A 19,488-nucleotide genomic window follows, 5' to 3' on the forward strand; every position below is an offset into this window, starting at 1 on the left:
GGCGCCTCGAATGGGGCGGATGTGTGGCTTTTGCGGAGCGAGGCGCTGGCAAATGTCAAAGCGTGGTCTCATTCTTGCCGAAGGCGGCTGGCAGTTTCGGGTCAGACCAACAGACCGAGGCCGTCATGAACTTCCTGTCCCTGCTCCGCGGAACCGCAGCTGCCCTGGCACTCATCGCCGGCCTCTTCGCCTGTGCCGTTCGCTTCGGGCCGATGGTTGCGCCCGAGCATCATGAAGCTGCAATGATCGCTTTCGCGATCGTCCTTGGCGAGGATATCGGTCCGCAAACGGTCGTACTGGCGCAATACGCCGAATAGCGTCAGCCGCAGCTTGCCGCCGCACATGGCTTCATGCTCTATGCCGTCAGAAACGCGCGGGGCAGGCATGGCAGTGATTTCCCACCGGAAACGTATCTGGGGATGGTTCTTCTTCGATTGGGCGAGCCAGCCTTACAGCACGCTGCTCCTGACCTTCATCTTTGCCCCTTACATCAAGGAAGTGATGCGTGACGGCGCGGCCGCGCAGGCGGCCTGGGGCTACACGGTGGGCGCGGCCGGGCTGGTTATCGCTCTGATGGCGCCCTTTCTCGGCGCCATGGCCGACAAGGGTGGGCATCGCATTGGCTGGGTGGCCGGTTTCTCCGTGCTCTACCTGATCGGCGCGGGCTCCGTCTGGTTTGCGGTGCCGGACGGGATAAACCTCACGCTGATTCTGGCCTTGTTCGCCATCGGTATCATCGGCATGGAATTCGCCACGATCTTCACCAATTCGCTATTGCCCGAACTCGGGGAAGACGAGGAAATTGGTGGGATCTCCGGCTCTGGCTGGGCCTTCGGATATGCCGGGGGCGTGGTGGCTCTTGTCATCATGCTGTTCTTCTTCGCCGAAAATGCGGAGGGCAGGACCCTGCTCGGCCTCGCTCCTGCCTTCGGCCTTGATCCGGAGACGCGTGAAGGCACGCGCTTTGTCGGCCCGTTTACGATGATCTGGTACCTGGTCTTCGTCATCCCCTTCTTCGCCTGGGTACGAGAATCGAAATCCCACGTCACCGAACCGCTCTGGGACGCTGCACGCGATGCCTGGCCCGAGCTGCGGGGCACGCTGCGCTCGCTGCCTTCCGCGCCGTCGCTCTTCGCCTTTCTCGGCGCTTCGATGTTCTACCGTGACGCGCTGAACGGTCTCTATATTTTTGGTGGCCTCTATGCTGCCGGTATCCTCGGCTGGAGCGTCATCGATACCGGCATTTTCGGCATCATCGCGGTGATTTCCGCAGCGCTTTTCGCCTGGCTCGGCGGTATCGCGGACAACCGCTACGGCCCCAAGCCGGTCATTGTCATCTCCGTTCTGGCACTGACGGCGGTCACGGTGGCGGTGGTCTTCGTTTCCCGTGAAAGTGTATTTGGCCTCCCGGTCGGCCCTGAGAGCTTCCTGCCGGATCTCAGTTTCTATGTGGTCGGGGGGGTGATCGGTGCGGCGGGCGGGTCGCTGCAAGCGGCAAGCCGGACGATGGTGTGCCGTCAGGCGGATCCGGCGCGCATGACCCAGGCCTTCGGGATTTATGCGCTCGCCGGCAAGGCGACCTCATTTCTCGCGCCACTCTCAATCGGGCTTGTGACTGACCTGAGCGGAAGCCAGCAAATGGGAATCCTGCCGCTGATAATTCTCTTCCTGCTTGGCCTGCTGCTGCTATTCTGGGTCAAAGCCGAAGGGGAGAGAGCAGAATGTTCACCATCAGACGAGTCGTCGGCGCAGGGCTGATCGCCCTTCTGGCCGTGTCCGCCAGCATTGCGGGAGCCGAGCCCAGGGCCAACCAGCTCTTCGGTGCGAAGCCCGAAGCCTCGCGGCAGAAATCCCAGCCGATCGGCTTTTATTCCAAAGGTTGCGCGGCCGGAAATGTGCAGCTTCCCGAGACCGGCCCGACCTGGCAGGCGATGCGCTTGTCGCGCAACCGGAATTGGGGCCAGCCGGAGATGATCGACTTCATCAAGGATCTCAGTGCCTATGCGGCAACGGTCGGTTGGAAGGGGCTCTATGTCGGCGATATCTCGCAGCCGCGTGGCGGGCCGATGACCTCTGGCCATGCCTCGCATCAGGTCGGGCTCGATGTCGATATCTGGATGAAACCGGCGACCAACCTTCGGCTGAGTCGGCGTGATCGGGAGAAGATCAGCTCTATCAATGTCCGTGCCGAGAGCCAGAGATCGGTCAACGGCAACTGGACGGCCACCCACGCGGCGATTCTGAAGAAAGCGGCGCTGGATCCACGGGTCGACCGGATCTTCGTCACCCCGCCGGTCAAGATCCAGTTCTGCAAGACCGCGAAGCGCAAGGACAGGAAGTGGTTGCAGAAGATCCGTCCGATCTACGGCCACAACTATCATTTCCATGTGCGGCTGAAATGCCCCAAGGGCGCGCGGGGATGTGTGACCCAGAAACCGACCGTCAAGGAGCTGTCCAAGGGCGGCACGGGTTGCGACGAGACTCTGGAATGGTGGGTGACCGACTACTTGAACCCGCCAAAGGCGTCAAAATCCGCGAAGCCCGCGAAACCAACGCCGAAGAAGAAAAGCGCGCGGGATTTCACGATGTCGGATCTGCCGAACCAATGCAGCGCCGTTCTGGCGTCGAGATAACGGTCTCAACGGAGCGCCCCGAGGCAATGCGCCTCTTGCCTCCGGGGCGCGGCGTTCCGATAAACGCGACATGACCAAGGATCGCTCCAAGCTCCCGTATCGCCCCTGTGTCGGTGTCATGCTCGTCAATGGCGACGGGCATGTCTTCGTTGGCCAGCGCCTCGATAGTGACGTGCCTGCCTGGCAAATGCCCCAAGGGGGCATCGACAAGGGCGAGAAACATCGCGATGCAGCCCTGCGCGAACTCTGGGAGGAGACGGGCGTGACCGCCGACCTCGTGGAATTTGTCACCGAAACGGAAGGGTGGGTGAAATACGACCTGCCCGATCACCTGGTCGGCAAGATCTGGAAGGGCAAATATCGCGGTCAGAAACAGAAATGGGTGCTTTTGCGCTTCCGCGGGACCGATGAACAGGTTCGGATCGAGAGTGAGCACCCGGAATTCTCCGAATGGCGCTGGCTGCCGTCAGGAGAACTTGTGGACAATATCGTGCCTTTCAAGCGGGCCGTCTATGAGGAGGTCGTGACGGCCTTCGCCGGGCATCTCTGACCCGGCAAAGACAGGAGGTCACGAAACGCGCAGCCCTGCCGCATCCAGCTTCAAGAACCGCGTATAGGTCCCGGCAGTCCGGTCTTCGCGCGGGGCTTTCGTCCTCCATCCCTGCCGGTTGACATCCATAGGCTTGCGCAATGGACCGCCGGGTTCACTGGCGTCGAGAATCAATATGCGTTCAACGCGACATCTATTGTCTGCAAACCGATTCCGTCTTGCGCAGATCGGTCTTTGGGACGAGCGCTGCGCGCGGCACTGTCGCGGTGAACGTCATTTCTCTGCTACATGGGTCATCCGGGGAAGATTCGTGCCATCTCGGCATCGAAGCTGGCCCAGCTCATGGTCGCCCGGTTCCCGGCATAGCCATGATAATGCGACTTCCCACTGCTCGTCGGAAGCCCGGCCCAGATCTTCGCGAGGTTGTTCATGTATTGGTGGCGCGTCATCTCGCCGGCAGCAAGTCGGCTCAGGCCGGCCTCTTCCAGGAGCCGGTTGGCCAGCCGGTCCTGCAGTTGCGGTGTGAAGATGCTTCGCCGATCGATCCCAAGATCGCTGACCAGCCGCTGCAAGGTCTTTGGGATGAACTGGTATCGCCCGATCGCGTGTTGCTGGCCCGGCGTGTCCTCGATCCACTGGAAGACCTCGGCAAGGCTCAGGGCCGTCGGGCGGCGCGCCGGGAGTATTTTTGCGCCATGCTGAACCGCATCGTACCCCATCTGTCCGGCCTCGGCTTGCGCGATCAGGTGGAGAATCCGGTGGGTCTGGGCAGTTGCGTTCGGAACCAACCCCAGCACGATGCGTTGTCTCTTGCCCCAGGTCGACGACGGTGCAGATGACGGATGCACCGGGGCAAAGAGGCTTCGGCCGTCGCGACCGACGAAAAGAGACGCGCCATTGGGGCGCGCACCCTGATTGGGCGCGGGCTGAGAAATGGTCAAAAGAGCTTCGTTCTGCTGAAACAGCGGGCCTTCCGCGAAGAGTGGGCTGGGTTCGGCTGCGGCCCTGTCCGGCGCCGACAGCAAGATCGCTGCCAGAGGCAAAGTCAGGAACAGAAGGATTCTCCCGGAAGTCATGCGCGCCTCGTTCTGAGTGCAGGATTCCCGTCTCTTTTGCCTCAAAGATGTTCACATTTCGTTTCTCGAACCTGCCCCCCGGCTGTTGACCCCAGCGTTGAATTCTCGCAAGGGGGTGCCATGACCCGCACCCGTGCTACAGCCATCGGCTTCATCGCTGTCCTCCTATGGTCGCTCCTGGCTCTTTTCACCGTCGGAAGCGCGCCGGTTCCGCCGCTTCAACTGACCGCGATGAGCTTTGCCATCGGTGGTATGATCGGGGGGCTCTGGATCATCCTGGGGGGCGGCGCACACCGGCTCCGCAATACGAGCTGGAAGGTATATGCCTTTGGAACGACGGGACTGTTCGGCTACCACCTGTTCTATTTCTCGGCCCTTCGCCTTGCTCCGCCGGCGCAGGCCGGGCTGATTGCCTATCTTTGGCCGCTCCTGATCGTACTGATGTCCGGGCTGCTTCCCGGAGAACGCCTGCGTGCAGGACACCTGCTTGGTGGTGCGCTCGGATTTGTGGGAGCGGCGTTGATCATTCTCGGCGACGGCACGAGCTTTGGCGGCAGCGCCTTGCCCGGCTATGCGATGGCGCTGCTCTGCGCCTTTTTCTGGTCCGGATATTCGGTGCTCTCGCGCCGTCTTGGGCAGACACCGACGGAAACCGTCGCCATTTTCTGCCTGGCAACAGCGCTGCTGTCCGGGATCGCACATTTTGCTTTGGAAGAAACCGTTGTGCCGCAGACCGCTCTGGCATGGGCCAGCGTTGCCGCACTCGGGCTGGGGCCGGTCGGTCTGGCGTTCTATGTCTGGGATATCGGGGTGAAGCAGGGGGACATCCAGCTTCTCGGGGTTGCCAGCTACGCGGCGCCGCTTCTGTCGACGCTGGCCCTCATCCTGGCCGGGCTGGCGGCGCCGACGCCGAAACTCCTTCTGGCGGCGGCGCTCATCACTGGAGGCGCTGCGCTGGCCGCTCGTGCCAGCACCCGCCCCCGAAAGGTCACGCAGTCGTCAGACGCGTAATCTCTTCCTTGATTCTAAGCTTCTGTTTCTTGAGTTCTACGATTTCGAGGTCGTCGGAGCCTGGGGCAGATTGAATCTCTTCCACTTTCGCCGAAAGAGTGGCGTGTTTCTTGCGGAGTTCTTCAACGCGGACGGACTCGGACATAGCCTACTTCTCCTTTTAGGGTCTGTTTGCGAATCAAGTGCAGCACGAATTTCGAGTCGTGTCACGTTGAACCGACATGCTGGGTGAATATTTTATGTCGCGCCTGTAAAAACCGGAACAAAGCACCTATTTAGGGAAATCGCCAAAGCCCGGCAGGGCCGCACCGCGGCGCAGGACCGACGACACGGTTTCCGTGTAATCGTCACCGTCGAATTCATGCATCCGCCCTCGATGCAAGAGGAGTGGAGCATGCAGGCGCAGGGCGGCCCGTCCTCCCTTGCGCGCACGCAGCAGAACAAGGCTCGCATCCCGGTCCGTACGCGGTTGGAGCGGCAGGATCTGGACCGATCCGAAGCCGTCGAGCCCGGCAAGCAGGTCGGCCAGCCGCTCGGCACGGTGGATCATCGTCAGCCAGCCTTTCGGGACGAGACGCTTTCCCGCAACCTCCAGCCAGACATGAAGCGGCGTCTCCTCTCCCATCGCCGCCTCGCGGGAGGGGTGGGACGAGGCGTGGGACTCGCTGCGCAGGAAATAGGGCGGGTTCGCGATGACATGATCGAAACTGCGTTGGCGCAACGCCGCCGGAAGGTGCTGCAGATCGCCTTCGACGATCTCCATCGGTGCGCCGCAATCTTCCACGTTGCGGCGGGCGAGGGCGGCGATCTCCGGTTGTCGCTCTATGCCGACCAGCGACAAGTCGGGCACCCGTGCAGCGAGGCAGAGCGCCGCTGTGCCGATGCCGCAGCCAAGCTCCAGCACTGTCTGACCCGGTTTCGCGGGGCAGGCGGCGGCAAGGAGGACAGGGTCGATCCCGGCACGATAGCCATCGACGGGTTGCCAGAGCTCCAGCGTCCCGCCGAGATACCTGTCGCGGGTCAAGGCTGACATCCTAGCGATCCTCCGTAACCGTCAACCCGTTGTCGCGCAGGGCGGCCCGGGCGAGGAACAGGTCGCGGTCGAGGACCATCAATCGGCGTGGAAGCACGCCAATCGACCCTTCGAGGACGCTCATATGGACGTCCATTTCGAAGCAGTCTATATCCTCGCCTGCGAGGAGGGATTTTGCGAAGGCGATCGCGGTGGGGTCGTTCGTGCGTAAAACCTCTTTCATGACCAAGAGTTAAGAGAAGGCCCACCGCCTTGTCGAGCGGAGTTACGAGACCGTGATGAGCGTGGACGACGCCAGCCAGAAACCGCATGACCGCCTTGCCGCCGTTCTGGCCGGCGAAATGGGGCGGGTGAATGAGCTGATCCGCACGCGGATGGCCTCCGAACATGCCCCCCGCATTCCGGAAGTGACGGCGCATCTTGTCGAGGCGGGCGGCAAGCGGCTGCGGCCCATGCTGACGCTCGCGGCGGCGCGGATGTGCGGCTACGAAGGCGATCACCATGTAAAGCTGGCCGCGACTGTGGAGTTCATCCATACTGCGACGCTGCTGCATGACGACGTGGTGGACGAGAGTGCGAAGCGGCGCGGCCGGCCGACGGCCAATCTGCTCTGGGACAACAAATCCTCCGTTCTGGTGGGCGATTACCTCTTCGCGCGCTCCTTCCAGTTGATGGTGGAGACGGACAGCCTGCGGGTGATGGATATCCTCGCCAACGCTTCGGCCGTGATTGCCGAGGGCGAGGTGCTGCAGATGACTGCAGCACAAGATCTGGGGACAACCGAGGCGATCTACCTCCAGGTGATCCGTGGCAAGACCGCTGCGCTCTTTGCGGCGGCCTGTGAGGTTGGCGGTGTGGTTGCCGGTGCCGAGGAAGCGCAGGTCACGGCGCTGCGCGATTTCGGCGACGCGCTGGGTATCAGCTTCCAGATTGTGGACGACTTGTTGGATTACGGCGGTGATGCGGGTGTGACGGGCAAGAATGTCGGGGATGATTTCCGCGAGCGGAAATTGACCCTGCCCGTGATCAAGGCGGTGGCGAAGGCCGATGATGCGGAGCGTGCCTTCTGGTCTCGTTGTATCGAGAAAGGCGACCAGCGCGAGGGCGATCTCGACCATGCGCTGGAGCTGATCGGGAAACATGGCACGATGGAGAGCACGCGGCAGGAAGCCCTTGTCTGGGCAGGGCGGGCCAAATCGGCGCTGGAGGTGCTTCCCCCGAGTGAGATCCGCGCCATGCTGGCGGATCTGGCGGATTACGTGGTGGCGCGTGTTCGTTAGGGGATCTGCCTGACGGCATTGCGCCGATCGGTGCCGTCGGGGCGAAAATCTGAACGGAATCAAGTCTGCCGAACCAGCGCTGGATTGTCCCGGCGGTCTGGAGCTTTGGAATCCGCGCGCCGCGCCCTGATCTTCTTGGGACCTGGCTGGCACAAGGCGGATCGTTCGAATGCTGTGACGCCAGCCCGAGCCTTCCTTCCTTTATGTATACGATAAAGTATTTGACGTGACGCTCCGCAAGTGTGAATGATGTTCCAATCCGGCAGAACCGGGTCGGTGCGGGGCGCGTGGCATGGACCACGGACCCGATTCCAGGGAGGCAGATGTGAAGACCCAGCCGCGGATCGCTCTCATCAAGGGAGACGGAATCGGGATCGATGTGTCCGAGGCCGCAATCCGGGTCGTCGATGCCGCGCTCGACGCCGTGGGCGCTCCCTTGCCGGACTATTTCGAGATCCGCGCGGGCGCAACCTGCTATGCCGAGACCGGCGCCGATATCGAGCCCGGCGGTGAGGAGCGGGCAGGGGAGGGGGATGCGATCTTCCTCGGTGCGATCGGCCTTCCTTCCATTCGTCACGCCGACGGCACCGAAATCTCGCCGCATCTGCGTTTGCGCGACCGCTACCAGCTCTATGCCGGGATGCGCCCGGTCCGGGCCTATCCGAACGCGCCGCAACGGCTGGCCGACCCACGCGCAAAGGGGATCGACATGGTCATCCTGCGCGAATCCACCGAAGGGCTGTTCTATTCCGCCGCCGTGCATGGCCGCGCGAAGGTGGTCGGCGACGAGGCGGTCTATGACACTCTCAGGATTTCGCGCAGCGTGACCGAGCGTCTGCACCGCTTCGCCTTTCGCCTCGCGCGCAAACGCAAGGCGCGGGGCCGGTCCGGGCGGCTGACCTGTGTCGACAAGGCGAATGTCTTTGCTTCGCTGGCCTTCTTCCGCAAGATCTTCGACGAGATCCGCTCGGAATTCCCCGATGTCGAGGTCTCGCACAGCTATGTCGATGCCCAGGCGCTGGACCTGATCCGCAAGCCGTGGGAGGCCGACGTGCTGGTCACCGAGAACATGTTCGGCGACATCCTGTCGGATCTCGCAGGCGGGCTGGTAGGCGGTATGGGCATGGCGGCCTGCGGCGAGATCGGCGACGAGATCGGCTTGTTCCAGCCGGCCCATGGCTCGGCGCCGGACATCATGGGGCAGGACAAGGCCAACCCGCTCGCGGCGATCCTGTCCGGCGCCTTGATGCTCGACTACCTTGGCGAAAAGCTTGACGCGCCGGGGTGCTCACGGGCGAGCGTCCTGATCGAGGCGGCCGTCGAGGCGGGGTTTGCCGAGAACCGGCTTCGTCCGATGGAATTCGGCGGCGATATGGGAACGGAAGCGGTCACCGAGGAACTGTTGCGGCTGGTCGAGCGTGTCGACGCCGCCGCCTGACTGCGGCGGGGGCGACGAGGACGCGGCGATCTCGTCCGTTCCCCGGAGGGGGCTTTTGCGGTAGGCTGGCACGACCCATCCTGTCCGGAGCCGCAGATGTCCCTCGATCTCGACAAGATCCAAAAGATTGTCACCGACCCGACCCTGAATCCGTCCCAGAAAGCACGCTTCCTCTCGCTGGAAGCGGAGAACGCGCTGCCTTATCCGGAGGGCGACCCGGAGGCGGCTCAAGCGCTCGCGGACGGCGTTCTTTGCGATCTCGTCGAGGGTCACGCGCCCTACAAGCCGCGCTATGTCTTGCCCGATTTCGGCGTGTTGCTGGCCAATGGCTCCGACTATCTCGAACTGGCCCCGCCAAGGACGCTGGACGAGGCGATCAACTGCCTGATGATCGCCTGGCATCACACGCCATCTGTCACCGCCATGCCGGTTTTCATCGGCCATCTGGACCAGCTGCTGCTGCCGTTCTGCGACGGCGTCGGCCATGACGACCTCGTCACGAAGATCCGCTTGCTCTGGCGCTATATCGACCGCGTCCTGCCAGATGCCTTCCTGCACACGAATATCGGCCCCGAGGACAATCGCGTCGCCCGCGCCATCTTGCAGGTCGATGCCGAGCTGAAACAGATCGCCCCGAACCTGACCCTGCTCTACGACCCTGAAACCACTGGCGAGACACTGCTGCGCATGGCGACGGATAATATCGCCGCCTGTTCCAAGCCGCATATCGCCAATCACCCACTGCATGAGGCCGCCTTCGACGCGCGCGGCTATGGCATCGTGAGCTGCTACAACGCGCTCCCGGCGGCGGGCGGCGCGGGGACGCTGGTGCGGCTCAACCTGCACGAGGTCGCGCGCCGCTCCGAGGGCGTGGAGGATTTCCTGCAACGGGCCCTGCCGCATTACATGGAGCTGCAATTCCGCCTGATCGAGACGCGGATGTCCTGGCTCTTCGAGCGCTCTGGTTTCTTCGAGAATTTCATCGTCGAGGAAGGCTGGATCGACCGCGACCGCTTCACCGCCATGTTTGGCATCTATGGCATGGCCGAGGCCGTGAACCTGCTGCGCGAGAAGGACGGCCTGCCCGGCCAGTACGGTTTCGACACGAAGGCGAACGAACTGGGCTATCGCATCTCGGAACAGATGGCCGCGAAGGTCGAGGCGACGCCTGTCAAACATGCCTGGCGCGGCCGGGCGCTGCTGCATTCCCAGGCGGGAATCAGCTCCGATCTCGAAGCGACCCCCGGTGTGCGCATCCCCTACGGGACAGAGCCGGACCCGGTGACCCATGTGAAGGCGCTTGCACCGCATCACCGCTTCTATCCGTCCGGCATCTCCGAAATCCTGACCATCGACGAGACCGTGAAGGCCAACCCGCAGGCGCTTTACACGCTGGCGAAAGGCGCGCTGGCCAGTGGCATGCGCGAATTCACCGCCAATGTCGCCGGCAACGATCTCGTCCGCGTCACCGGCTACATGATCCGGCTGTCGGACGTGAAGAAATACCGCAACAAGGAAGGTTCGCGCATCAATACAACCGGTCTTGGCGCGGAAGCCGCCGAAGTGACCGGCATATTGGAGCGCAAGCCGCGTGTGATTGGTCATGAATACGCCCAGGGCTACGGTCAGTAAGCTCCTGCCCTTCTCCTGCGTGGACGGGCCGGGCAACCGGCTCGTGCTCTTTCTGCAGGGGTGCAATTTCGCCTGTTTGACCTGCCACAATCCGCACACGATGGCACTCTGCACCCATTGTGGCGATTGCATCCCCGCCTGTCCGACTGGCGCGCTTGAACTCCGCGCGGGCCGTGTTGAGTTCGACCCGGCGCTCTGCACCCAATGCGACGATTGCCTGCGCGCCTGCCCGATCAATGCCAATCCGATGGTCCGAGAGATGTCGTTGCCGGAGGTGCTCGATGTACTGCGAGAAAACCTCCCCTTCCTCGACGGCATCACGGTCTCCGGCGGCGAGGCCACGACCCAGCTCAAATTCCTCGTCGCGCTCTTCGCGGCGGTCAAATACGCTCCGGATCTTGCCCATCTGAGCTGCCTCGTCGACAGCAACGGCTATCTCGGCCCGGGCGGCTGGGCGCGGCTCCTGCCCGTCGTGGATGGCGTGATGCTCGACATCAAGGCGCTCGACGCCGAGACCCATCGCCGCCTGACGGGGCAGGACAATGCCCGCGTTCTCGACAGCGCTCGCCTGCTGCACGCGGCTGGGAAACTTCAGGAGATCCGTTTTCTCGTCATTCCAGGCGTGACCGATACGGAGGCAGAGATCGTTGCCCTGACGGAATTCTTGCACGAGCTTGATCCGGCGCCCCGACTTCGGCTCAATGCGTTCCAGGCCCACGGCGTGCGTCCCCCTGCCGCCGTCTGGCCGACTGCGTCCCGAGACGGGATGGAAGCGGTGGCCCAACGGCTCTCCGATCTTGGCGTGATGCGGATCGAAACGCCGACCGTGTATCTCTGAGGGATAATTTGAGGCAGTGGCATAGGCGAATGACCGCCTAAACTACCAATATCGTGACGATTCCTAGCTTTTTGTATGCTTGCCACACATTCCGCTTTCGCTAAACTTGCGCGTAACGGGGGGGGCGAAGGCCCAAGGCATGGCAGCACGGACAATTCTCAGGTTTTTTCCATCGCTTCTGATCGCGATGGTGATCGTGCTTGCTGTGGCTGTCGCCGAGCAGCAAAACCGGCGCGTCGTGCTGCAAGAAAAGACCGAAAATGTTGGTTCGGAGCTCGACAATGTCCGCTCCCGCTTCGAACGGCTCTTGAACGGCGAAATTCAGGATGTCAGTCGGCTTGCGGCGTCCTTCGAAACGCTGGAAGGGCTTCAACAACCCACATTCGACCGCCATGTCGCAAACAGACTTGGTGGGCGGCCCGAGGTGCTCCGGGTGGAACTGGCACCTGACTTTGTCGTCTCTTTCGTGCACCCTCTGGACGGCAATCGCGCGCGTCTCGGGCTCGACCTGCGGGAACAGCCCCATGCGGTCGGCTCCGCCGAGCGCATGCTCTCGACCCGGAGCGCGCGGCTGTATGGTCCGTTCCAGGATCAAAATGGTGTGCAGGCCCTTGCGGTTCTTGTCCCGGTCTTGTCCAGCGCTGGCGAACTGACGGTACTGGAGGGCATCCTGTCCGTAATGCTGGACCTCGACTTGCTGTTGCAACAGGCTGGCGTGCCGGATCCGGAGAACGAGATCGACTATGCCATCCTCTTCGAGGAAGAAGGCGGGGCTGGAGGCAGCGGAACCGTGGTGAAAGGCAATTCGGATGTGATCGGCGGCGCGCCGGTCTCCTCCGAGATTGTGCTTCCACAGGCCGGTTGGACCATCCTGGCGCGCCCGGTCGGCGGCTGGGAGCCAACCCGGGAAGAGACGCTGCTCCGTTGGGGGTGGCTGGTCTTGCTAGGCGGACTGGTCTTCGTGCCGGCGTTTGCCGCCAACTGGTACGCGGTCGCTCGGCGGCGGATGGTCGAGGAACTCGAGGCGGCTCAGGAGCGGCTTTCGGGCGTTGTGCAGAATATCCCCGGTGCGGTTGTCTCCTACACGATGCCACCGGGAAAGCTGAAGCCGAGCGCCGCCGACAGGATCGAATTCGTCAACAGGGAGAGCTGCAGGGAGATCTGGGGCGTCGAGGCGTCGGAGGCCGAGGCGAATGTCATGGTACTCTGGTCACAGATGACGGATGACCATTTGCTGGAAGAGTTCTTCGCAACCATTTCCGAGTCAGCCGAGGCTTTCCGTCCCTGGCACCATGTCTGGCCCACCTCGCGTCCCGATGGCAGCGTCAAATGGCTGGACGGTCGCGGCCACCCGATCCGCCAGCCGGACGGCGCCATCCGTTGGTATGCGCTGATCGTCGATGCCACGGCGGATATCGAGCGCACGGCTGAGCTGGAGCGGCAACAGGAGATGGCCTACCTGGCGCAGAAGAATGACAGCATCGGCAAGCTGACCGGTGGGGTTGCGCATGACTTCAACAACCTGCTGGCGGTGGTGATGGGCAACCAGGAACTGCTGCGGGAGGAATTGAAACATATCGCGCCGGATCGGCCCGAACTGTTCGAGTTCGTCCAGAACACGCTTCAGGCGACCGAGCGCGGTGCCGATCTGACTCGCAAGATGCTGTCCTTCGCGCAGCGGGCGCGGCTGGAGCCGGCCGTGCTGGCGCTCAACGATATCGTGCGCGAGACCTATACCTGGGCTGGTCGAACCATGCCGGAATCGATCCATCTGGAAACACGGTTGGAGGCGAGCCTGCCGCAGGTTCGGATCGATCGCGGCTCGGCGGAAAGCGCTTTGCTTAACCTCATGGTCAATGCCCGTGATGCCATGCCCGGCGGTGGGACACTCTGCGTGGAGACATCGACCGTTCAGCTCGCTGAGGGCGATTCCGCCTGCGAGGTCCAGGGGCTCGCGCCCGGGCCCTATGTCCGGCTGGTGGTCAGCGACACCGGCAATGGTATTGCGCCGGAAATCCTGCCGCGCATCTTCGAGCCGTTCTTTTCTACCAAACCGCCAACGGCGGGCTCCGGTCTCGGCCTCTCCATGGTGCAGGGCTTCATGGAGCAATCCGGCGGCTCGGTACGGATCACCTCCGAGCCGGACGAGGGAACGGCCGTAGAACTCCTGTTCCGGGCCCAGGACGACGTCGTGGCGGAAGAGACAGTCCAGGAGGAGCCGGTCGAGAGACAGGGCGGCAAGGCCCGGATCCTGCTGGCCGAGGACGAGTATGACGTGCGCAAGGTGCTGGCCCACACGCTCTCCCGTGCCGGCTACGAGCTTGTCGAGGTGCCCTCCGGCGACGCCGCATTCGAGACTTTCAAGCAATCCCCCGATTTCGACCTGCTCCTGACGGATATCGTCATGCCGGGGTCGCTGCAGGGGACGGACCTGGCATCGGCCATCCGCTGCATGTCGCCCGAGCTTCCGGTGATCTTCCTCTCCGGCTATGCCACCGACAGCGACGAGCGGAAAGCGGCCGAGGAGATGCGCGATATCCGATTGACCAAACCTGTCGCGCGCAACGAGCTTGTCGCGGCCATCGAGGATTCGCTTGGTCATGGACCCGGCGGGCGGCACGTGAATGGTCTCGGCTGAGGCAGTGCCGAAGATCCTGCAAACCATGCTCCTCGCCGGAGCCCTTGCCGTTCCCTCAACTGTAACCGACGCGCGGGAGCGGGTTATGGTCGGAGAGCCGAGCTGGCTCGGCGCCCGGATCATGGCCAATCTCATCGGGCAGATCGTAGTCGAGGAACTTGACCAGCCGGTTGGCTACGCGCCGCGCGCCAATGCCGGGATCTTCGCGGGGATGGACCAGGGCAAGGGCGGGATGGACATCCACCCGGATGTCTGGCTGCCCAATCAACGGTTTTTCGTTGAACTTTATGTCGGGCAGAAGGGCAGCGTCGCGCTGTCGCGGGGCAGTTACGAAGGCCGCAGCGGATTCTGCGTGCCGACCGTGTTTGCGCAGGAGCATGACATCCGCACCCTCCAGGATCTTGCGGCGCCGCGGTTGCGCGGCGAGCTTGACGCCGATGGCAACGGTCTGAACGAGATCTGGATCGGTGCCGAAGGGTGGGCCTCGACCTATATCCACAAGGTCAAGATGCGCGACTACGGCCTGTCGGAGAGCCTGGAATACACGAGCGATCCCGAGCCGGATTTCCTGGCCCGACTGGATGCGCGGCTGGCCGAAGGTGAAGGCGCGGCGTTCCATTGCTACACGCCCCATTACCAGCAGATCAGCCATGCGCTGACCATGCTGGAGGAGCCGGCCCATGATCCGGACCTGTATCATGTCGTGACCCCGGATGAGGACAACGACTGGTTCGAGAAATCCCGTGTTGCTTCCGGCGATCCGGTGAAATCCGTGCATGTCGCCTATTCTTTGCGGCTGGAGGCGGAGTTCCCCCGCGTGGCGGCTTTCCTGTCGCGGATCGACATGGATGCAGAGGATGTCGCCCGCCTGTCTTACGCGGTCCAGATTGACGGGGTGCCGATCCCGGCGGCTGTCCGGACCTGGATCGAGGCCAATCCCGAACGTATCGCTGCCTGGCTTGCGCCCTGACGATGGCGCGCCCAGTGGCCGCGTCCTGAAACGAGAACGGGCGGCCTTGCAGGCCGCCCGTTTCCGCAAGTTTGCGTGAGCTTACTTCGACGGTTCCAGTGCCGAGAGGCCTTTCAGGATGTCGATGGCATAGGCGAGCTGATAGTCCTCCTCGCGCAGCGCCGCGGCATCCTCTGCCTTCTGGCGCTCTTCCTCGATCTGGCGCCGTTCATCCTCGGTCAGGCTGTCATTGTCCAGCCGTCCGCGCAGGTCCGCTTCGGAGCGGGAGAAACGATCCTCCTCCTCTTCCTCGGTTTCCTCATTCGGATCGCGGCGCGGCTGTTCGACGATGATGTCCGGCGAGACGCCGAGCGCCTGGATCGAGCGACCCGACGGCGTGTAATAGCGCGCTGTGGTCAGGCGCATGGCCCCGTCACCCTTGAGCGGCATGACCGTCTGCACCGATCCTTTGCCGAAGCTCTTGGTGCCGATGACAATGGCGCGGCGGTGATCCTGCAGCGCACCGGCGACGATCTCGGACGCCGAGGCGGAGCCGCCATTGATCAGCACGACGATAGGCTTGCCCTCCGTGAGGTCGCCTTCGCTTGCGTTGTAACGATCCCCATCCTGAGGGTTACGGCCGCGGGTGGAGACGATCTCGCCCTTGTCGAGGAAACCGTCCGAGACCTTGATCGCCTGGGTCAGCAGCCCGCCCGGGTTGTTGCGCAGGTCGATGACGAAGCCGTTGACCTTGTCCATACCGCCGAGTTCCTCGACCGCCTCTTTCAGCGTCTCCTCGAGATTCGGGTAGGTCTGGTCATTGAAAGTGGTGATGCGCAGCACGACCGTGTCGCCCTGGGTGCGGGTCCGCACGGCGGTGAGCTTGATCGTGTCGCGAACGATGGTGACGTCGAACGGCTCGTCCACGCCTTGCCGCATCACGGTGATGACGATCTCCGAGCCGACCGGCCCGCGCATCAGGTCCACGGCATCGTCCAGCGTCAGGCCGAGCACGCTGTCACCGTCGACATGGGTGATGAAATCGCCCGCCTCGATGCCCGCCTCGTCGGCCGGCGTGTCGTCGATGGGGGAGACGACCTTCACGAAGCCCTCTTCCTGCGTCACCTCGATGCCGAGGCCACCGAAGGAGCCGCGCGTCTGCACGCGCATGTCATCGGCCGCATCCGGCGAGAGATAGCTCGAATGCGGGTCCAGCGAGATCAGCATCCCGTTGATCGCCGCTTCGATCAGCTCGCTCTCGTCGACATCCTCGACATATTGCGCCCGGATGCGCTCGAAGATGTCGCCGAACAGGTCCAGCTGTTCATAGATCGAGCTGTTCTTCTCGGCTTCTTGCGCAATCAGCGGCCCGGCCACCTGCGTCGTCAGAACGCCGCCTGCCAGGATACCGCCAACCGCGGCCATCACGAATTTCTTCATCCGATCCTCATTCTCTTGCCGTCACGGCGAACCATGGGGCCGGGTCTACCGGCTCTTCGCCCTGTCTCAGCTCTATATAAAGCGTCTCATCGCGCCCGGCGCCACCACTCTCTTGCCCGGGCAGAAGAAACTCGCCCGAAGCGGCCTCGCCCATCAGCCCGAGTGCCGCACCAGCCTGCACAACCTCGCCGGGCCCACCATAGACATGTCCCATCCCCGCAAGCACCAGCAAAATGCCGTCAGAGGGCTCAAGAATCATCACATTTCCGTAGTCCAGCAGGGGTCCGACATAGCGGATCGTGCCCTCGGTGGGCGCTGTGACCAATGCGCCGGGACGGGTGGCCAGCAGCAGGCCGGGGCGGGCGATGCCGGCTGCGTCCGGCTCGCGGAAGCCGCGCAACACGATCGCATCGACCGGCAGGGCCAGCTCGCCCTTGAGGTCGGTGAAGCCGGCGAGGTCGGCGATGCCGGGGCCGAGCTCCCTCAATCCCGCCGTGAAACCACCCAGCGAATCGGCGGTCTCGACCAGGTGACGCATGCGATCGGGGTCGGACGTATAGCGCTTCGGCAGATCCGTGCGGTCCGCCATGGCCTGGGAAAGTGCGGTGCGTGCCTGTTGGGCGCCGAGCATCCCTTCCTGCATCTGGTTGGCCGCGCTCTGTTGCAGGGCGCGCAGCATGGCGAGCTTTCGAAGTTCATCGCGCAGCGCATCGGCGCGGGCTTGCAGCTCCGGCGCGATATCGGAGGCGATCATGCCGGAACGGGCGGTGCCCAGCGGTCCGGCGGGGTGCAACAGCAGCAACGGCGCCGGCGAACGGCCCATCGTGGTCAGCGCGCCCAGCAGCCGCGAGACATCCTCGTCCCGCGCGGCAAGCTCGGCTTCCAGGATTCGCTCCTCGCGTGCAGCCAACCGCATCCCCGACCGGAGTGCGGCCAATGCTTCCTCGTAAGCCTGCACGGTCGAAGTCAGTGCGCGGACCCGGTTGCGCGCGCCCCCGGCTTGCTCAAGCGAACGGGCAGCTTCCTCAAGCTGGGAGACTGCCCGGTCTGCGAGATCTGACGGGTCTGTCTGGGCGCTTGCCGCACCGGGGATCAACAGCGATGCGGCAAGCAGACAGGCTCGAATCATTTGTCGATCAGGCTTTCGCCGGTCATCTCGGCCGGCTGCTCGATTCCCATCAATTCGAGGATCGACGGCGCCACATCGGCCAGACGACCGTCATGCAGCTTTGCCCCTTCGGGGCCGTTGAAGAGGATGACCGGGACGAGGTTCGTCGTATGGGCGGTATGCGGGCCACCATCCTCGGCAAACATCGTCTCGCAATTGCCGTGATCGGCGATCACGATCATCGATCCGCCAACCTTCTCCAGCGCCTCCGTGACCGCGCCGAGACCGGCATCGACCGCCTCACACGCCGCCTTCGCGGCAGGCAGCGAGCCCGTGTGGCCGACCATGTCCGGGTTGGCATAGTTGGTCACGATCATGTCGTAGCCGGCTTCGATTGCCTCGACGAATTTCGCCGTCACCTCGGGGGCCGACATCTCCGGCTGCAGGTCATAGGTGGCGACCTTCGGCGATTTCGGCATGAAGCGGTCCTCGCCCTCATAGGGCGTCTCGACGCCGCCATTGAGGAAGAAGGTCACGTGCGGGTATTTCTCGGTCTCGGCGAGGCGGAACTGAGTCTTGCCTTGCTTGGCGACCCATTCGCCCAGCGTGTTGATGATCTCCTGCGAGGGAAAAATCACGTCCATATACTCGTTATGCCTGTCCGAATACTCGACGATGCCGCAAATCGCGCCCCAGGTCGGGCGGGCGGAGGCGTCGAACTCGGCAAACTCCGGATCGGCAAGCGCTGCGAGGATCTCGCGGGCGCGGTCGGCACGGAAGTTGAGGAACAGCAGGCCGTCGCCATCCTTGGGCTGGACGTAACCGGCGATCCTGGTGGCACCGATGAACTCGTCCGTCTCGCCGCGCTCATAGGCAGCCTCGCAGGCGGCCGCACCGGTTTCGGCGTCGAACTCGGCCTTGCCGGCGGTGAAAAGGTCGAACCCTTTCTGCACCCGCTCCCAGCGATTGTCGCGGTCCATTGCCCAGTAGCGGCCAACCACGCCGCCAACCTTCGCGCCTTCCGGCAGGTCGGCTTCGAATTTCGCCACCTGTCCGGCGCCCGATTTCGGTGCCACGTCGCGGCCGTCGGTCAGCGCGATGATCTGCACCGGGACGCCAGCCTCGGCGATCACGCGGGCCGCCTCGACGATATGGTCTTGATGCGAATGCACGCCGCCCGGCGAGACGAGGCCGGAAAGATGGGCGGTGCCGCCGGTCTCTTTCAGCTTGGCGATGAAGCCTTGCAGGGCTTCCTTCTTCGGAAAAGAGCCGTCTTCGATGGAGAGGTCGATCTGGCCGAGATCCATGGCCACGACGCGGCCAGCGCCGATATTGGTGTGGCCGACTTCCGAGTTGCCCATCTGGCCGGTCGGCAGGCCGACATCATTGCCGAAGGTGATCAGCGTTGCGGTCGGGCAGGTTGCGACCATCTTGTCGAAAGTCGGGGTGCTGGCGAGGACGGGCGAATTGCCTTCCTCTTCCGGCGGCTTGGTGCCAATGCCCCAGCCATCGAGGATGCACAGAACGACAGGTTTGGGAATGCTCATCGGGAGGTCTCCTTGGTTGCCGCTTTCCTAGTGCTGTTAGCGCTCGATTGAAACGGAAACAGCGCCGCAGGGCGGGCAATGCGCGATTTCGCGCGGTGCATGGCTTGGATCTGGGCGTTGGAGCGGGGGAGGTCCCGTTCAAGTGTGGGGAATGCAAGGGAGAGTAGAGTCTGCGGACGTTTGGTTTGCGCACTGATTGGCACGGAATCAAGCCGAAGGCGCCGTGCCAGCGCCTGCCCGTCCCGGCGGGCTGGCGCTTTGCTGCCCGCGCGCAACGCTCTAATCTCTTTCGGACTTGGCAGGGAAAAAGTGCGG

The 19,488-nt window shown here is 63.4% G+C and carries 18 protein-coding genes; 10 read left to right on the plus strand and 8 right to left on the minus strand.

From position 1 onward, the window contains the following. Window positions 1-101: 101 nt before the first annotated feature. Entirely contained in the window at window positions 102-386 is a 285-nt protein-coding gene (locus R3X27_RS18060; RefSeq protein WP_317710277.1) for a hypothetical protein, read from the minus strand. On the opposite strand from R3X27_RS18060, the gene R3X27_RS18065 reads away from it, so the two are divergent. The 3 genes from R3X27_RS18065 (at window position 385) to R3X27_RS18075 (ending at window position 3,183) form a co-directional block, all read left to right on the plus strand. Further along, window positions 385-1,758, plus strand: coding sequence for an MFS transporter (locus R3X27_RS18065; RefSeq protein WP_317710278.1), 1,374 nt, complete (start codon window positions 385-387; stop codon window positions 1,756-1,758). The genes R3X27_RS18060 and R3X27_RS18065 overlap by 2 nt on opposite strands. Beyond that, window positions 1,722-2,633, plus strand: coding sequence for a penicillin-insensitive murein endopeptidase (gene mepA / locus R3X27_RS18070; RefSeq protein WP_317710279.1), 912 nt, complete (start codon window positions 1,722-1,724; stop codon window positions 2,631-2,633). The genes R3X27_RS18065 and mepA overlap by 37 nt, the downstream gene beginning before the upstream one ends. 70 nt (window positions 2,634-2,703) lie before the next feature. Continuing rightward, complete coding sequence (locus tag R3X27_RS18075; RefSeq protein WP_317710280.1) at window positions 2,704-3,183, plus strand: RNA pyrophosphohydrolase; 480 nt, start codon at window positions 2,704-2,706, stop codon at window positions 3,181-3,183. 293 nt (window positions 3,184-3,476) lie between these two features. Here the strand turns inward: R3X27_RS18075 and R3X27_RS18080 are convergent, their stop codons facing one another. Then, on the minus strand, window positions 3,477-4,259 hold the full coding sequence (locus R3X27_RS18080) for a hypothetical protein (RefSeq protein ID WP_317710281.1): 783 nt from the start codon (window positions 4,257-4,259) through the stop codon (window positions 3,477-3,479). A 120-nt stretch (window positions 4,260-4,379) separates the two neighbouring features. Here R3X27_RS18080 and R3X27_RS18085 point away from each other — a divergent pair, with 120 nt between their 5' ends. Then, window positions 4,380-5,270, plus strand: a complete 891-nt coding sequence (locus R3X27_RS18085; protein ID WP_317710282.1) for a DMT family transporter — start codon at window positions 4,380-4,382, stop codon at window positions 5,268-5,270. On the opposite strand, the gene R3X27_RS18090 is transcribed toward R3X27_RS18085, so the two are convergent. The 3 genes from R3X27_RS18090 to R3X27_RS18100 all read right to left on the minus strand — a co-directional run bounded on the left by R3X27_RS18090 (window position 5,248) and on the right by R3X27_RS18100 (window position 6,526). Next, window positions 5,248-5,415: a YdcH family protein gene (locus R3X27_RS18090; protein WP_317710283.1), complete on the minus strand. Its 168-nt coding sequence runs from the start codon at window positions 5,413-5,415 to the stop codon at window positions 5,248-5,250. The two genes, R3X27_RS18085 and R3X27_RS18090, sit on opposite strands and share 23 nt — an antisense overlap. 126 nt (window positions 5,416-5,541) lie before the next feature. Then, window positions 5,542-6,303 (minus strand): tRNA1(Val) (adenine(37)-N6)-methyltransferase, encoded by a 762-nt coding sequence (locus tag R3X27_RS18095; RefSeq protein WP_317710284.1) that lies wholly within the window; start codon window positions 6,301-6,303, stop codon window positions 5,542-5,544. Between the two features lies 1 nt (window position 6,304). After that, the gene (locus tag R3X27_RS18100) at window positions 6,305-6,526 is read right to left on the minus strand and encodes a DUF2007 domain-containing protein (protein WP_317710285.1); all 222 of its coding nucleotides are present in this window, start codon (window positions 6,524-6,526) and stop codon (window positions 6,305-6,307) included. 55 nt (window positions 6,527-6,581) lie between these two features. Between R3X27_RS18100 and R3X27_RS18105 the strand changes: the two genes are divergently transcribed. The 6 genes from R3X27_RS18105 (at window position 6,582) to R3X27_RS18130 (ending at window position 15,099) form a co-directional block, all read left to right on the plus strand. Then, complete coding sequence (locus tag R3X27_RS18105) at window positions 6,582-7,583, plus strand: polyprenyl synthetase family protein (protein WP_317710286.1); 1,002 nt, start codon at window positions 6,582-6,584, stop codon at window positions 7,581-7,583. Window positions 7,584-7,908: 325 nt separating this feature from the next. Further along, a complete protein-coding gene (locus tag R3X27_RS18110) occupies window positions 7,909-9,021 on the plus strand; it encodes an isocitrate/isopropylmalate dehydrogenase family protein (RefSeq protein ID WP_317710287.1) in 1,113 nt (370 codons plus the stop codon). Window positions 9,022-9,117: 96 nt separating this feature from the next. After that, a complete protein-coding gene (locus R3X27_RS18115) occupies window positions 9,118-10,653 on the plus strand; it encodes a YjjI family glycine radical enzyme (RefSeq protein WP_317710288.1) in 1,536 nt (511 codons plus the stop codon). Then, window positions 10,625-11,491 (plus strand): YjjW family glycine radical enzyme activase, encoded by an 867-nt coding sequence (locus tag R3X27_RS18120; protein ID WP_317710289.1) that lies wholly within the window; start codon window positions 10,625-10,627, stop codon window positions 11,489-11,491. The genes R3X27_RS18115 and R3X27_RS18120 overlap by 29 nt, the downstream gene beginning before the upstream one ends. Before the next feature lie 139 nt (window positions 11,492-11,630). Continuing rightward, window positions 11,631-14,129, plus strand: coding sequence for a response regulator (locus R3X27_RS18125; protein ID WP_317710290.1), 2,499 nt, complete (start codon window positions 11,631-11,633; stop codon window positions 14,127-14,129). Beyond that, window positions 14,116-15,099: a glycine betaine ABC transporter substrate-binding protein gene (locus R3X27_RS18130; RefSeq protein ID WP_317710291.1), complete on the plus strand. Its 984-nt coding sequence runs from the start codon at window positions 14,116-14,118 to the stop codon at window positions 15,097-15,099. Before R3X27_RS18125 ends, R3X27_RS18130 begins: the two co-directional genes overlap by 14 nt. Before the next feature lie 81 nt (window positions 15,100-15,180). Here the strand turns inward: R3X27_RS18130 and R3X27_RS18135 are convergent, their stop codons facing one another. Genes R3X27_RS18135 through gpmI form a run of 3 tightly spaced genes read right to left on the minus strand, consistent with a single transcriptional unit; the run spans window position 15,181 to window position 19,173 of the window. After that, window positions 15,181-16,518, minus strand: a complete 1,338-nt coding sequence (locus R3X27_RS18135; protein ID WP_317710292.1) for a S41 family peptidase — start codon at window positions 16,516-16,518, stop codon at window positions 15,181-15,183. Between the two features lie 7 nt (window positions 16,519-16,525). Beyond that, on the minus strand, window positions 16,526-17,647 hold the full coding sequence (locus R3X27_RS18140; RefSeq protein ID WP_317710293.1) for a murein hydrolase activator EnvC family protein: 1,122 nt from the start codon (window positions 17,645-17,647) through the stop codon (window positions 16,526-16,528). Next, window positions 17,644-19,173 carry a 2,3-bisphosphoglycerate-independent phosphoglycerate mutase gene (gene gpmI, locus R3X27_RS18145; RefSeq protein ID WP_317710294.1) on the minus strand — a complete coding sequence of 510 codons (1,530 nt, stop codon included), beginning with the start codon at window positions 19,171-19,173 and terminating at the stop codon, window positions 17,644-17,646. Before gpmI ends, R3X27_RS18140 begins: the two co-directional genes overlap by 4 nt. Window positions 19,174-19,488: the final 315 nt, after the last annotated feature.

This window comes from Tropicimonas sp. TH_r6, from assembly GCF_033101155.1.
GTDB lineage: Bacteria > Pseudomonadota > Alphaproteobacteria > Rhodobacterales > Rhodobacteraceae > Tropicimonas.

Coding starts and splice junctions, on each gene's coding strand:
- R3X27_RS18065 (WP_317710278.1), top strand. CDS start 385: ATGGCAGTGATTTCCCACCGGAAACGTATCTGGGGATGGTTCTTCTTC.
- R3X27_RS18060 (WP_317710277.1), bottom strand. CDS start 386: ATGCCTGCCCCGCGCGTTTCTGACGGCATAGAGCATGAAGCCATGTGC.
- mepA (WP_317710279.1), top strand. CDS start 1,722: ATGTTCACCATCAGACGAGTCGTCGGCGCAGGGCTGATCGCCCTTCTG.
- R3X27_RS18075 (WP_317710280.1), top strand. CDS start 2,704: ATGACCAAGGATCGCTCCAAGCTCCCGTATCGCCCCTGTGTCGGTGTC.
- R3X27_RS18080 (WP_317710281.1), bottom strand. CDS start 4,259: ATGACTTCCGGGAGAATCCTTCTGTTCCTGACTTTGCCTCTGGCAGCG.
- R3X27_RS18085 (WP_317710282.1), top strand. CDS start 4,380: ATGACCCGCACCCGTGCTACAGCCATCGGCTTCATCGCTGTCCTCCTA.
- R3X27_RS18090 (WP_317710283.1), bottom strand. CDS start 5,415: ATGTCCGAGTCCGTCCGCGTTGAAGAACTCCGCAAGAAACACGCCACT.
- R3X27_RS18095 (WP_317710284.1), bottom strand. CDS start 6,303: ATGTCAGCCTTGACCCGCGACAGGTATCTCGGCGGGACGCTGGAGCTC.
- R3X27_RS18100 (WP_317710285.1), bottom strand. CDS start 6,526: ATGAAAGAGGTTTTACGCACGAACGACCCCACCGCGATCGCCTTCGCA.
- R3X27_RS18105 (WP_317710286.1), top strand. CDS start 6,582: ATGAGCGTGGACGACGCCAGCCAGAAACCGCATGACCGCCTTGCCGCC.
- R3X27_RS18115 (WP_317710288.1), top strand. CDS start 9,118: ATGTCCCTCGATCTCGACAAGATCCAAAAGATTGTCACCGACCCGACC.
- R3X27_RS18120 (WP_317710289.1), top strand. CDS start 10,625: ATGAATACGCCCAGGGCTACGGTCAGTAAGCTCCTGCCCTTCTCCTGC.
- R3X27_RS18125 (WP_317710290.1), top strand. CDS start 11,631: ATGGCAGCACGGACAATTCTCAGGTTTTTTCCATCGCTTCTGATCGCG.
- R3X27_RS18130 (WP_317710291.1), top strand. CDS start 14,116: ATGGTCTCGGCTGAGGCAGTGCCGAAGATCCTGCAAACCATGCTCCTC.
- R3X27_RS18135 (WP_317710292.1), bottom strand. CDS start 16,518: ATGAAGAAATTCGTGATGGCCGCGGTTGGCGGTATCCTGGCAGGCGGC.
- R3X27_RS18140 (WP_317710293.1), bottom strand. CDS start 17,647: ATGATTCGAGCCTGTCTGCTTGCCGCATCGCTGTTGATCCCCGGTGCG.
- gpmI (WP_317710294.1), bottom strand. CDS start 19,173: ATGAGCATTCCCAAACCTGTCGTTCTGTGCATCCTCGATGGCTGGGGC.